Annotated in this window: 12 protein-coding genes; 6 read left to right on the top strand and 6 right to left on the bottom strand. The window is 63.0% G+C overall.

Features of this window, described 5'->3' with window-relative positions; all coding sequences use genetic code 11:
• Positions 1 to 14: 14 nt before the first annotated feature.
• The 4 genes from fsa to Q0478_RS09620 are packed head-to-tail and all read left to right on the top strand — an operon-like array spanning position 15 to position 3,035.
• A complete protein-coding gene (fsa, locus tag Q0478_RS09635; RefSeq protein WP_298678723.1) occupies positions 15 to 668 on the top strand; it encodes a fructose-6-phosphate aldolase in 654 nt (217 codons plus the stop codon).
• Between the two features lie 35 nt (positions 669 to 703).
• Complete coding sequence (locus Q0478_RS09630) at positions 704 to 1,411, top strand: DUF484 family protein (protein WP_298678721.1); 708 nt, start codon at positions 704 to 706, stop codon at positions 1,409 to 1,411.
• Complete coding sequence (locus tag Q0478_RS09625) at positions 1,408 to 2,343, top strand: tyrosine recombinase XerC (protein ID WP_298678719.1); 936 nt, start codon at positions 1,408 to 1,410, stop codon at positions 2,341 to 2,343. Before Q0478_RS09630 ends, Q0478_RS09625 begins: the two co-directional genes overlap by 4 nt.
• Positions 2,340 to 3,035 carry a CDP-alcohol phosphatidyltransferase family protein gene (locus Q0478_RS09620; protein WP_298678717.1) on the top strand — a complete coding sequence of 232 codons (696 nt, stop codon included), beginning with the start codon at positions 2,340 to 2,342 and terminating at the stop codon, positions 3,033 to 3,035. The genes Q0478_RS09625 and Q0478_RS09620 overlap by 4 nt, the downstream gene beginning before the upstream one ends.
• A gap of 4 nt (positions 3,036 to 3,039) precedes the next feature.
• Here the strand turns inward: Q0478_RS09620 and Q0478_RS09615 are convergent, their stop codons facing one another.
• The 5 genes from Q0478_RS09615 to Q0478_RS09595 form a co-directional block, all read right to left on the bottom strand.
• A complete protein-coding gene (locus Q0478_RS09615; RefSeq protein ID WP_298678715.1) occupies positions 3,040 to 3,468 on the bottom strand; it encodes a YqaA family protein in 429 nt (142 codons plus the stop codon).
• Between the two features lie 32 nt (positions 3,469 to 3,500).
• On the bottom strand, positions 3,501 to 6,407 hold the full coding sequence (ileS, locus tag Q0478_RS09610; protein WP_298678714.1) for an isoleucine--tRNA ligase: 2,907 nt from the start codon (positions 6,405 to 6,407) through the stop codon (positions 3,501 to 3,503).
• Positions 6,408 to 6,605: 198 nt separating this feature from the next.
• Positions 6,606 to 7,655: a YcjF family protein gene (locus tag Q0478_RS09605; protein ID WP_298678712.1), complete on the bottom strand. Its 1,050-nt coding sequence runs from the start codon at positions 7,653 to 7,655 to the stop codon at positions 6,606 to 6,608.
• Entirely contained in the window at positions 7,652 to 8,086 is a 435-nt protein-coding gene (locus tag Q0478_RS09600; protein ID WP_298678709.1) for a GNAT family N-acetyltransferase, read from the bottom strand. The genes Q0478_RS09605 and Q0478_RS09600 overlap by 4 nt, the downstream gene beginning before the upstream one ends.
• Positions 8,083 to 9,489: a YcjX family protein gene (locus tag Q0478_RS09595; RefSeq protein ID WP_298678707.1), complete on the bottom strand. Its 1,407-nt coding sequence runs from the start codon at positions 9,487 to 9,489 to the stop codon at positions 8,083 to 8,085. Before Q0478_RS09595 ends, Q0478_RS09600 begins: the two co-directional genes overlap by 4 nt.
• Positions 9,490 to 9,615: 126 nt before the next feature.
• Between Q0478_RS09595 and truA the strand changes: the two genes are divergently transcribed.
• Complete coding sequence (gene truA, locus Q0478_RS09590) at positions 9,616 to 10,383, top strand: tRNA pseudouridine(38-40) synthase TruA (protein WP_298678705.1); 768 nt, start codon at positions 9,616 to 9,618, stop codon at positions 10,381 to 10,383.
• Positions 10,384 to 10,698: 315 nt separating this feature from the next.
• On the opposite strand, the gene Q0478_RS09585 is transcribed toward truA, so the two are convergent.
• A complete protein-coding gene (locus tag Q0478_RS09585; RefSeq protein ID WP_298678703.1) occupies positions 10,699 to 11,199 on the bottom strand; it encodes an Lrp/AsnC family transcriptional regulator in 501 nt (166 codons plus the stop codon).
• A 193-nt stretch (positions 11,200 to 11,392) separates the two neighbouring features.
• On the opposite strand from Q0478_RS09585, the gene trxB reads away from it, so the two are divergent.
• On the top strand, positions 11,393 to 12,337 hold the full coding sequence (trxB, locus tag Q0478_RS09580; protein ID WP_298678701.1) for a thioredoxin-disulfide reductase: 945 nt from the start codon (positions 11,393 to 11,395) through the stop codon (positions 12,335 to 12,337).
• Positions 12,338 to 12,595: the final 258 nt, after the last annotated feature.

Genomic DNA, 12,595 nt, shown 5'->3' with positions numbered 1-12,595 from the left:
TGGGTAAATGCACCATGAAGTTCTTTGTAGACACCGCCGAAATCGCCGAAATTGCCGAGCTCAATGCCCTCGGCATGGTTGACGGCGTCACAACCAACCCCTCGCTGATCCTGAAGTCGGGCCGCGATATTCTTGACGTCACAAAAGAAATCGCCGATCTCGTCGATGGCCCCGTCAGCGCCGAGGTGGTCGCGCTTGAGGCTGACGCCATGATCGCAGAGGGGCGCAAGCTCGCCGCGCTGGCCGAAAACATTGCCGTGAAAGTGCCGCTCACATGGGCCGGGCTCACCGCCTGCAACACGCTCTCAAGCGAGGGTTTCATGGTGAATGTCACGCTTTGCTTCTCCGCCAACCAGGCGCTGCTCGCGGCCAAGGCCGGGGCCACCTTCATCAGCCCTTTCATTGGCCGGCTTGATGACATCAACCTTGACGGGCTCGAGCTCATCTCCGACATCCGCACCATCTATGACAATTACGGCTACGGAACCGAGATCCTCGCCGCCTCGATCCGCACCGTGAACCACGCCTTTGAATGCGCCCGCATCGGCGCCGATGTGATGACAGCGCCGCCCAAGGTGATCAAGGCAATGGCCAACCACCCGCTCACCGACAAAGGCCTGAGCGACTTTATGACCGATTGGGAAAAAACCGGTCAAAAAATTCTCTGAGACGTGTTATAAAGCACGAAACAAACGAGGCACATATGAGCAGCAAGGCCCGCATGGACGATGTCCTGCGCGAAAAAATCATTACAGAACCTGATGTTATCTTGGATGATCAGGATGTCATGCGCGCGCTCATCGCCGCCAACGAGCGCACCATGGGTGGCAATATCGTTGATCTGCGTGGCATCGCCATGGAGCGCCTTGAGGCCCGCCTTGACCGCCTCGAAGACACCCACCGCAGCGTGATTGCCGCCGCCTATGAAAATCTGGCCGGCACCAATCAGGTGCACCGGGCCATTCTGCGGATGCTGGACCCGGTGGCGTTCGAGAGCTTCCTCTCTGATCTGGCCGGCCCCGTTGCCGAAATCCTGCGGGTGCAAAGTATCCGCCTCGTGCTGGAATCTGTCACCCATGACAGTGATCCCGCCGTGGCCCGGCTGGGCGATGTGCTGAGCGTGGTGGCTCCGGGCTTTGTAGACGCCTATCTGCGCACGGGGCGCAACGGTGGCGCATCGCGCCAAGTCACCCTGCGCCAGCTTGAAGAAGGCCCCCCCATCTATGGCGAGGCCGCCGCCTGGATCCGCTCTGAGGCCTGCCTCAAGCTGGATTTCGGCGCAGGCCGCCTGCCGGGCATGTTGCTGATGGGCGGCGAGGATCCGCACCAGTTCACGCCACAACAAGGCACCGATCTGCTGGCCTTTTTTGCCGGCGTCTTTGAACGGGCCATGCGCCGCTGGCTGTCATGACACCAGTGTCCCCCGCCCTGACAGAGGCGGTTGAGAGCTGGCTGGCCAGCCGCAGCGCGCTACAGGGCAGTGCCCAAAACACCCACACCGCCTATGCCAATGATGTCTTGGGCTTTCTGGGGTTTCTGGCCCATCACAGCGGCGGCGAAACGGGGCTGGCGGCCTTCAAGGCTCTCACCATCACCGATCTGCGCGCCTGGATGGCCGATTTGCGCCGTGCAGAGCTCGGCTCGCGCTCAATCGCGCGCAAGCTTTCCGCTCTCAAGAGCTTTGCCCGCTGGCTTGGCGCGCGCGAGGGCTTTGAGGCCACTGCCGTGCTCAACGCGCGCGCGCCCAAGTTTCAGGCCAAATTGCCCCGTCCGCTGCCGGAGGCCGACACCCGCAACCTCATCGGCGCGCTGGAACTGCAATCGCGCGAGCCCTGGGTCAGCGCGCGCGATGTCGCCGTTGTGACACTGCTCTATGGCTGCGGCTTGCGGATTTCGGAAGCCCTCAGCCTGACCATGGGGGATGCCCCCCTGGCGCAGGTGATCCGGATCACCGGCAAAGGCGGCAAGGAGCGTGTGGTGCCTGTCATCGACGCGGCGCGCAAAGCGGTGCAACAATACCTCAATCTCTGCCCGTTTGCCGCACAGGACAGAGGCCCGCTCTTTCGCGGCGTGCGGGGCGGCGCGCTCAATCCGCGTCTGGTCCAGAAAGCCATGCAAGCCGCGCGGATGCAGCTTGGCCTGCCCGCCTCGGCCACGCCCCACGCCATGCGCCACAGCTTTGCGACACATCTTCTGGCCGCAGGTGGCGATCTGCGGGCCATCCAAGAGCTTTTGGGCCATGCCTCGCTTTCCACCACGCAGGCCTATACGGCGGTTGATGCCCGCCATCTGCTTGATGTATACGAAACCGCCCACCCCAAGTCTGCGAGTAACCGGTCATGACAGCCCAAGCCAAAGCCCTTGCCGTTCACCTTCTTACGGCAACAGGGGCCGTCTTTGCCATGCTGGCCATGCTCGAAGCGATCCAGACAGATTGGGCCATGATGTTTGTCTGGCTGATCGTGGCCTTCGCGGTGGATGGTGTCGATGGCCCGCTGGCGCGGCACTTCAATGTCAAGACCAACGCGCCCCAATTTGATGGGGTCCTGCTCGATCTGATCATTGATTATCTCACCTATGTCTTCATCCCGGCCTATGCGCTCTATGCTTCGGGCCTGATGGATGGCTGGTCCGGCTGGGTCGCCATCATCGTGATCACCTTCGGCTCGGCCATGTATTTTGCCGACACCCGCATGAAAACCGCCGACAATTCTTTCGCCGGCTTTCCCGGCTGCTGGAATATGGTGGTGCTCGTGCTGTTTGCCCTCTCGCCGCCCTGGCAGCTCTGTCTGGCGCTGGTCACTGTGCTCACAATCGCCATGTTCGTCCCCGTCAAATTCGTGCACCCCGTGCGCACCGACCGCTGGCGCGCGCTCACCCTGCCCATGGCTTTGGTCTGGACAGTCTTCGCCGGCCTCGCCGCCTGGGAAGGGTTTGAGCCAATCCCAGTGGTGTTCTGGGGGCTTGTGCTCAGCTCGGTCTATCTGTTGCTGGCCGGGGCCCTACAACAACTGCTGCACGGGCCCAACGGCTAAAGGGCTAGAGCCAGGCCAGCGTGAGCGCTGCCAGCACCAAATACCGCCCGCCCTTGGCCACCGCCACCAGAAGCAGAAACGGCACAACCGGCATCCGCATCATTCCGGCCGCAACAGTGAGCGCATCGCCCACGATCGGCAACCAGCTGCCCAGAAGCGAAAGGCGCCCATAGCGCCTATACCAGCCCTCTGCGCGCGCAAGCTGGGCCTCTGAAGCCGGAAACCAGCGCCGCGCGCGATAGCGCAGCAAGAAGCGCCCCAAGCCCCAGTTCACAAGCGCGCCAAGCACATTGCCAAGGCTCGCCACCAGCAAAAGCGCGGCCACAGGCTGCGCACCCTGCACCAGAAGCGCTACCAAAAGCGCCTCTGATTGCATGGGAAACAGCGTCGCCGCCACAAAGGCCACGGCAAAAAGCAGCCCATAAGTGCTCATGTCTGCCCTTGCCCTGCCCGCTCAGCGCGCGCTCACCCGAGCGCCTCGCTGCACCGCCCGCACGTGCCGGCGTGCTTATGCGTGCCCACATCGGGCAGGATCTTCCAGCAACGCTCGCATTTGTCGCCCGCAGCCTTGGCAAAAGACACCCCAACGCCGGCCACATCCGCCATCGCAAAGGCCCCATCCGGTGCCGGGTCCGCGCTCAGCGTCACCCCCGAGGTGATGCAGATATCCTCAAACGGCACCGATCCGAGCGCCGCCAGCATTTCTGCCTCCTGCACATAAACCACAGGCGCCGCCTCAAGAGACGCGCCAATCACCTTCTCCGCGCGCTGCACTTCCAGCGCGGCATTGACCACGCGCCGCGCGCGCCGCACATGGGCCCACTTGGCCGCCAAAGGCGCGTCGTGCCAGTCGGCGGGGGTGTCGGGCATGTCCTGCAAATGCACCGAGCCTTCGCTCTGCGGGTAGCGCGACAGCCAGACATCTTCCATCGTGAAGACAAGCACCGGCGCAAGCCATGTGGTCAGCCGCTCAAAGAGCAGATCCATCACCGTGCGCGCCGCCCGTGCGCGCAGCGTGTCGCCGTCGCAATAAAGCGCATCCTTGCGGATATCGAAATAAAACGCCGAAAGCTCCACCGTGCAGAAGTTGAACACAGCCGAGAAAACCCCCTGGAAATCAAAGGCGCGGTAGCCCTTCTTCACCTGATGGTCGAGCTCTGCGAGCCGGTGCAAAACATAGCGCTCAAGCTCGGGCATCTCGGCCACGGCCACGCGCTCTTCTTCCTTAAAGTGCGCAAGCGCCCCCAGCATGTAGCGCATGGTGTTGCGCAGGCGGCGGTAGCTGTCGGCCACCCCTTTCAGAATCTCCGGCCCGATGCGCTGATCGGCGGTGTAATCGGTCTGCGCCACCCAGAGCCGCAGGATATCGGCGCCATATTGCTTGATGATTTCTTCCGGCACGATGGTATTGCCAAGCGATTTGGACATCTTCATGCCCTTCTCATCCAGCGTAAACCCATGCGTCACAACGTTGCGATACGGCGCGCGCCCCAGCGTGCCGCAAGCCTGCAACAGCGAGGAATGGAACCAGCCCCGGTGCTGGTCGGTCCCTTCCATGTAAACATCCGCAATGCCATCGGGCGCGCCGTCTGCACGGTCTCGCAAAACAAAAGCGTGCGTGGAGCCAGAGTCAAACCACACATCCAGCACGTCAAAGACCTGCTCCCACTCATCCGCGCTATAATCGCTCCCCAGGAAGCGCTCTTTTGCGCCCTCGGCATACCAGCAATCCGCGCCCTCGGCTTCAAAGGCCTCGGCAATGCGCGCATTTACCTTGGGGTCGCGCAAGAGGAAGCCCTCCTCCGTCGGCAGCTTGCCCACGCGGGTAAAGCAGGTCAGCGGCACACCCCAGGCGCGCTGGCGGCTCAACACCCAGTCAGGCCGCGCCTCGATCATGCTGTAAAGCCGGTTGCGCCCAGTTTGTGGCGTCCACTTTACCAGCTGGTCAATCGAGTTGAGCGCCCGCTCGCGGATGCTCTTGCCCATCTCGTCCTGCCCATCGCCCACCGCGCGGTCCACGCTGGCAAACCACTGCGGCGTGTTGCGGTAGATAATCGGCGCTTTGGAGCGCCAGCTGTGCGGGTAGCTGTGTTTGATCTTGCCGCGCGCGAGCAAACCGCCCACCTCGACAAGCTTATTGATCACAGCGGTGTTGGCATCCCCCTCGCCACCCTTGCGGCTGAGGATGTATTTGCCGCCAAAAAACGGCAGATCGGCGCGGAAAGAGCCGTCATCCATCACATTATAGGTGATGACCTGTTCCAGCATTCCAAGGTCGCGGTAAAGCTCGAATTCTTCCATCCCGTGGCTCGGCGCACAATGCACAAAGCCCGTGCCCTCGGTGTCGGTGACAAACTCCGCCGCGCGGAAATCGCGCAGATCGTCCCACTCGCCGCCCGCGCCTTCTGCGCCCGCGAGCGGGTGCTTGAGGCTGATCCCCGCAAGCTCATCCGCGCGCACATCGCGCACACGGCGCCACATGCCCTCCTCAAGCCGCGCCTTGGCAAAGACATCGGCGGCAAGGTTGTCGGCCAGCAAATATGTGTCACCCTCAGTGGCCCAGCATTCTTCCGGCGTGGAGGTGACCTCATAAAGCCCGTAAGAAATCGCAGCGCCATAGACCACGGCCTTGTTGGAGGGCAGTGTCCAGGGTGTCGTCGTCCAGATAACCACTTTGGCGCCCTCAAGCGCGCCCCCGTTCACAACCTCAAACTTCACCCAAACGGTAAAGCTCTCCTTGTCGTGATACTCGACTTCGGCCTCCGCCAGTGCGGTCTGCTCCACGGGGCTCCACATCACAGGCTTGCTGCCCTGATAGAGCGTGCCGTTCATGAGGAACTTCATGAACTCTTCCGCAATCACCCGCTCGGCGTGGTAATCCATCGTCAAGTAAGGGTCGGCCCAATTGCCGGTGATTCCCAGCCGCTTGAACTCCTCGCGCTGCACATCCACCCAGCCCTCGGCAAACTTGCGACACTCCTGGCGGAAATCGACAATGTTCACATCGTCCTTGTTCTTGCCCTTCTTGCGGTATTGCTCCTCGATCTTCCACTCGATCGGCAGCCCGTGACAGTCCCAGCCGGGCACATAACGCGCATCATGCCCCATCATCTGATGAGAGCGCACGATCATATCCTTGATGGTCTTGTTGAGCGCGTGCCCGATGTGCAAATGTCCGTTCGCGTAAGGAGGGCCATCATGCAGGATAAACGGCTTGCGCCCCTCCCCCTTCTCGCGCAGGCGGTCATAAACGCCAATCTGTTCCCAGCGCGCCAGCCAGTCAGGCTCGCGCTTGGGCAGCCCTGCGCGCATGGGGAAATCGGTTTCAGGAAGGTTGAGCGTTTCTTTATAGTCAGGCGTATCGGCGCACATGGTGGGCGTCCCTCAGATCAGTTTCTCAATATGGATGGTGGTGCGGCGTGGGCTCCCCAAGCGCCTTTTCCCGACAGCTCTGGCTCAGAGCGTCGGGCAAATAATTCGTATGATGATGCACGGCATACCTGTCATGCCCTGCGTTATAGGCCGCTCTGCGCGCGCCGTCCAGAGCGACAATCCGCCCCGCTGGCGCGCCTAATCCGCGGCCTTGGCGCTCCCAAACAGCCCCTTGAGCGCGCGCGCCACAGTGGCCGAAGCCGAAGGCCGCGCCAGCGCCTCAAAGGCCAGCGGGCGGCAAAGCTCCATCGCCGCCAAACCCACGCGGGCGCTCAAGGCGCCATTGATCACGCCTTCACCAAACCGGCGCGACACCTTTGACAAGACTCCGCCGCCCGCAAGGGAGCCGATCAGCTCATCGCCCAAAGCCACAGCCCCGGTGGCCAGCACATGCCCCAACACCGCGCGCAGCAAGCGCCAGTTGCCCAAAACCCCTGCGCGCCCGCCATAGATCTCGGCAATGCGGCGGATCATGCGCAGGTTGGCCACCAAAGCCACGGCCACATCGGCCAGTGCCAGCGGCACAAGCGCGCTCACCAGCGCCACCTGGCGCGCCGCCGCGTCCACCTCCGCCAGGGCCAGCTTGTCCAAAGGCTGCAACAGCTCGCGCTCTGCCACCCCGTAAAGCGCCGCCACATCCACGGCCTCGGCCGCATGGCTTTCATAGCGCGCACAGGCCCAGGACAGCTCGGCGCGCCCCGCATAAAGCGCCGGAAGCTGCGCCAGAGCCCGGCGCGCTGCCGCCAGGTCCGTGCCGGCGCGCATCGGTGCACACCGCGCGCGAATACGCTCCAAACGGCGCAACCGCCCGTAAGCCAAAAGCTCGCGCAGCGCCATCACCCCGGACAGGGCCAAAAGCCCCGTAAGCGCGAGGGCCACCGCATAGCCCAACACCGGCAGCCGTGTGATCAGCCCCGCAGCGAAATCATAGGCCGCCACCGAAAGCGCCGCCAATGCAAGGCCAAGCAGGAGCGCCGCGCCCCAGCCAAACAAGCGCGCAGGCTTGCGGCGCGTCAGCCTAAGCAGCTGCGCCATGCGGCCCGCCTGCGGCTCTGCGCGGTGGGCACCACCGTGCCTTGGGCGCTCTGGCGCCTCTGGCACCATGGGGGCTTGGGCCGGGTTAACGGCCGGGGCCTGCTCCAGATCAATCAGGACAGGCCCCTTCGCGGCGGTGCGCTCTGTGCTCATAGCTGTGGCCTTTCCCATGCCATGAAGAGATCAGCTATCCCTTCGTCATTGCCCTGTCCCACGCCGGAACGCAGAACCTGAAATCCGTGCCGGCCATAAAAGCGCTGCGCGCCGCAGTTGTCTGTGGCGGTGAAGAGCTCAAGCCGTGCGCTCTCGCTCTGCGCCGAGGCCAGAAGGGCCGCCCCCGCGCCCTGCCCGCGCCAGCCCGGACACACATATAAAGCATGAAGGCGCACCCCGTCGCGCGCCAAGAAGCCCCGCAGCCGCCCGCCAGCGCGCCAAACGAGAACCTTGCGCCGCCAAATGAGCCCGCCCAGCGCGCAGACATCCTCATGGCGCGCCCGCGCCACCGGGCCCATGCCCCGCGTCGCCTGCCACAAGATGCCAAGCAGCCTCGGCAGATGCCATATCCGGGCCGGCTCCACGCTCACAAGCGGTCTCCAATCAGAAACTGCGCCGCCTGATCCAGCCGGATATGCGGCGGCCCATCGCCCGGCGCAAGCTCCAGCCGGGCCGGGGCAAAGCGCATGATCTCGTAATCCTGATCCAGCCAGCGTGTCGCCCCCGCCTGGGCAGGTTGCAAAATCTGGTTGGGGTTCTGCGGCAAATCGCCTGCAAAAAAAGCGGCCTGCCGCCCGTCTTCGAGCAATTGACCGCGCACCAGCTTGAGGCGGCGGCCCGCGTGGCTGCGCTCTTCTTCCACGGTTGCGCGCCAGGACGCCAGCGACATCGCCTGCACCTCTGCCCCGGCAAACCGCGCCTGATCTGCGGCCTTGCGCACCATCGCCTCGGTGATCGCCGTCAGCGCGCCATGCTGGACATGGTGCAAATGATCCGCCTTGGTGGCCGCAAAGAGGATTTTCTCAACCCGCCGTCCGCGCAAGAGACGGGCCAGAAAGGGGTTTTGCCCGGGCTTGAAAGCGGCCAGAACCTCTGCCATGGCCCGCTGCATATCCGCCAAGGCTTGCGGCCCACTGTGAATCGCCCCAAGCACATCCATCAAAACGACCTGCCGGTCGATCTGTGCAAAATGGGCCCGAAAAAAAGGCGCAACAACCTTGGCCTTATAGGCTTCAAAGCGCCGGTCCATCTCGCGCCAGAGGCTGGCACGCGTGGCCTCTGGCGGCGCGGCCAAAGGGGCAAATGTCAAGACAGGCGACCCCTCCAAAGCACCGGGCAACAAAAACCGCCCCGGCGTGCAATCATAATAGCCCGCCGCACGCGCCGCCGAGAGCGCAGCGCCAAACCCAGCGGCCAAAGCCTGCGCCTCAAGCTCCTCAAATGGGCTGGCACCATCACATCGTGCAGCCTGGGCAAGATAGGCCGCGGCTTCAGGCCGCCCCGCAAACCGCGCCAGCACCTCCCCCGACCAGGCCGCATAACTCTTGCCCATCAGGCCCAGATCCAGCAACCACTCGCCCGGATAATCCACAATATCCACATGCACAACGCGCGATCCGCCCAACGCGCCCCTGAGCCCGCGCGGGGCCAGCCTCAGCGACAGGCGCAATTGGCTCACAGCCCGCGTCGAATTGGGCCAGACAGGCTCCTGCGACAGCAACGCCCCCAAATGGCGCTCATATTCAAAGCGCGCCACTGTGTCGTTGGGCTGGGGCTGCAAATAAGCCGCTTCTATCCGCCCCTGAGCGGCCAGCCCGCCCATGCGCCCACGATCCAACAGATTGGCCACCAAAGAGGTGATGAACACGGTCTTCCCCGCCCGCGCCAGCCCGGTGACCCCGATGCGGATCACCGGCTCCGTCAAAGCCTGCGTGGCCGACCGGCTCAGCCCCTCCGCCCGCCGTGCAACGCTGTCTGCAAACTCACTGATCACCTGATAGGCCCCTCTGGCACTGTTCTGCCTCCAAGATAGGCCCTTGAGGGCCCGCGTGCCAGAGGGGAGCTTTGCGACGCACTTCCCCCCCTTGCCGCAGCTCGCATGGCGCGCTAAAGCCTGCCCATGCCCAGATATGCTCTAAAAATCGAATATAATGGCGCCCCCTTTGCAGGCTGGCAGCGCCAAACCGACCAAACCACCGTCCAAGGCACGATCGAGGCCGCATTGGCCAATCTGGAGCCGCGCAGCCACCAAATCGCCGCTGCCGGGCGCACGGATGCAGGCGTGCACGCACGCGGCCAAATCGCCCACGCAGATATGGAAAAGGCCTGGGATCCGTTCCGCCTCAGTGAAGCGCTCAACTATCACCTGCGCCCGGCACCGGTTGCCATCACCGCCTGCGCCGAAGTCGCGCCGGACTGGCACGCACGCTTTTCAGCCCTTGAACGGCGCTACCTCTTCCGCCTTCTGGTGCGCCGCCCCCCTGCCGTGCATGAAAAAGGCGCCGTCTGGCAAGTGAAAAACCGACTGGATCTTTCTGCCATGCAAAAGGGGGCAAACGCGCTCGTCGGCAAACATGATTTCACAACCTTCCGCTCGACAATCTGTCAGGCCGAAAGCCCGGTGAAAACACTGGACGAACTTAGCATCAGCCAACACCCCGTGCCCGCAGGAATGGAATTCCACTTCTTCCTGCGTGCGCGCTCGTTTCTGCACAACCAAGTGCGCTCCATCGTCGGCACGCTCGAACGGGTCGGCGCAGGCGCCTGGACACCCGAAGATGTCACAAAAGCCCTCGCCGCACGCAACCGCGCCGCCTGCGGCCCCGTCTGCCCGCCCCAAGGGCTGTATTTGCAAAGCGTGCTCTACGAAAACGATCCTTTCGCCTGATCTGATTTCGAATTTTCGCTGCGCGAAAATCCGACCCATGCGGGGGCCAGCCCCCGCACCCCCGGGATATTTCTGGCAAGAAAAAAAGGGGCGCCGATCAGGCAACCCCTTTAAAAGACTATGCGCCTTTTTCCTTGCGCGGCCATCGGCGTCCCCGCCTGTTCCGCAAAGACACTTTGCCAAAACAAGGTTAAAAAAGTCTTTTTTCTTGCCCTAAATATCCTCAGGGGGTGAATGCCGAAGGCAGAGGGGGCGCGAGCGCCCCCTACCTGAAGAAACCTGTGTGCCGCAGGCACGCCTTTTGGAAACCGGACCCTAGGCCTGCCGCGCGAGCCGCGCTTCCAGCACGTCAAAAGGCACACCCGGCTCATCTTTCGCGCCTCGGATCACCAGAGATGTTTTCACGCTCGCAACATTGTCCGCCGCCGTCAGGTCTTCTGTCAGAAAGCTTTGAAAACTTGATAAATCGGGCGCCACGCACTTGAGGATAAAATCGACCTCGCCGTTGAGCATGTGGCATTCGCGCACCAGCGGCCAAGCCCGGCAACGGGCCTCAAAAGCCGAGAGGTCAGCCTCCGCCTGGCTCATCAACCCCACCATGGCGAAGACCTGCACTTCAAAGCCCAGCTCACGCGGGTTGACCTGCGCATGATACCCGCGAATAAAGCCCGCCTCTTCCAGCGTGCGCACCCGGCGCAGGCACGGCGGCGCCGAAATCCCAACCCGTTTGGCCAGCTCCACATTGGTCATGCGCCCATCCGCCTGCAACTCGGCCAGGATTTTCCGGTCAATCTCGTCCAAACGCGTATGTGGCATGGGTCACCTCTGAATTTTTTCCAATTCTTATAGCCTGCCCCCGCCAAGCGCAACAATATTTCAACCACACGCAAGAAAGTTAAAGCGCTCTCCCCCATGGCAAAAGCCCGCCACCGCAGGCTCTTTTCTTCCTCCCTGCGGCCCGATATATCCCGTTCAAGACCGTCACACCTCAGATATCCGGGAGCCCGAAATGGCCGCTACACGTCACACCAAAGTTCTGATCATCGGCTCAGGCCCCGCCGGCTATACCGCAGGCGTCTACGCCTCGCGCGCCATGCTGGAGCCGATCCTCGTGCAGGGCATCGAGCCGGGCGGCCAGCTCACCACCACAACCGAAGTCGAGAACTGGCCCGGCGACAGCGAGGTGCAGGGCCCCGACCTGATGGTGCGCATGGAGGCCCACGCCAAGGCGATGGGCACCGAAATCATCGGCGATATCATCACCAACCTCGACCTCTCCGAGCGCCCTTTCAAAGCCCAGGGCGACAGCGGCACGCTCTACACCTGCGACGCCGTTATCCTCGCCACGGGCGCGCGCGCCAAATGGCTCGGCCTGCCCTCTGAGGAGAAGTTCAAGGGCTTCGGTGTTTCCGCCTGCGCCACCTGCGACGGCTTTTTCTACCGCGGTCAGGAGATCGTCGTGGTCGGGGGCGGCAACACCGCCGTCGAGGAAGCGCTCTTTCTCACCAACTTCGCCAGCAAGGTCACCCTCATCCACCGCCGCGACACCCTGCGCAGCGAGAAAATCCTCGAAAACCGCCTGCTCAAAAACCCAAAGATCGAACCCCTCTGGTTCCACGAAATCGACGAGGTCTACGGAACCGACAGCCCGCTGGGGGTGGAAGGCGTCAAAGTCAAACACACCAAAACCGGCGAGATCACGGACATCCCCTGCAAAGGTGTCTTCATCGCCATTGGCCACGCGCCGGCCAACGAGCTGGTCAAGGACGTGCTCGAAACCCATATGGGCGGCTATGTCGTCACCAAACCCGACAGCACTGAAACCTCGATCCCCGGTGTCTTCGCAGCCGGCGATCTGACCGATCACAAATACCGTCAGGCCGTCACCTCGGCAGGCATGGGCTGCATGGCGGCGCTTGAGGCCGAGCGCTTCCTCGCCGAAGACAAAAGCTGACGCCGGCATCTTCTCGTCAAAATATCCTGGGGAGAGTCTCTGGAGGGAGTCTGCGGTGCAGATGGGGGCAAAGCCCCCCCACTGGGGTTGTGCGACAAATCCTTGCCAAAGCCTTGCCGTGGCGCGCGCGCCCTTCAGATTTGCCGAGCCCTAAAAAAGCTGTTTTCGCCGGTGCACGCGTGGTGCACGCCCTGTGCACGCTTTTCACCCCCCCTTGAGGGCGCAAAGCCGCAAGTCTTAACGCAGCCGCTAAGGCGC

Origin of the sequence: uncultured Lentibacter sp., assembly GCF_937123735.1 — a bacterium.
Classification (GTDB): domain Bacteria; phylum Pseudomonadota; class Alphaproteobacteria; order Rhodobacterales; family Rhodobacteraceae; genus Lentibacter.
This window is presented reverse-complemented; position numbering and strand designations above follow the sequence as displayed.

What these genes read in the sequence shown, in the direction of transcription:
- fsa (WP_298678723.1), top strand. Translation starts at nt 15, where the DNA reads ATGAAGTTCTTTGTAGACACCGCCGAAATCGCCGAAATTGCCGAGCTC.
- Q0478_RS09630 (WP_298678721.1), top strand. Translation starts at nt 704, where the DNA reads ATGAGCAGCAAGGCCCGCATGGACGATGTCCTGCGCGAAAAAATCATT.
- Q0478_RS09625 (WP_298678719.1), top strand. Translation starts at nt 1,408, where the DNA reads ATGACACCAGTGTCCCCCGCCCTGACAGAGGCGGTTGAGAGCTGGCTG.
- Q0478_RS09620 (WP_298678717.1), top strand. Translation starts at nt 2,340, where the DNA reads ATGACAGCCCAAGCCAAAGCCCTTGCCGTTCACCTTCTTACGGCAACA.
- Q0478_RS09615 (WP_298678715.1), bottom strand. Translation starts at nt 3,468, where the DNA reads ATGAGCACTTATGGGCTGCTTTTTGCCGTGGCCTTTGTGGCGGCGACG.
- ileS (WP_298678714.1), bottom strand. Translation starts at nt 6,407, where the DNA reads ATGTGCGCCGATACGCCTGACTATAAAGAAACGCTCAACCTTCCTGAA.
- Q0478_RS09605 (WP_298678712.1), bottom strand. Translation starts at nt 7,655, where the DNA reads ATGAGCACAGAGCGCACCGCCGCGAAGGGGCCTGTCCTGATTGATCTG.
- truA (WP_298678705.1), top strand. Translation starts at nt 9,616, where the DNA reads ATGCCCAGATATGCTCTAAAAATCGAATATAATGGCGCCCCCTTTGCA.
- Q0478_RS09585 (WP_298678703.1), bottom strand. Translation starts at nt 11,199, where the DNA reads ATGCCACATACGCGTTTGGACGAGATTGACCGGAAAATCCTGGCCGAG.
- trxB (WP_298678701.1), top strand. Translation starts at nt 11,393, where the DNA reads ATGGCCGCTACACGTCACACCAAAGTTCTGATCATCGGCTCAGGCCCC.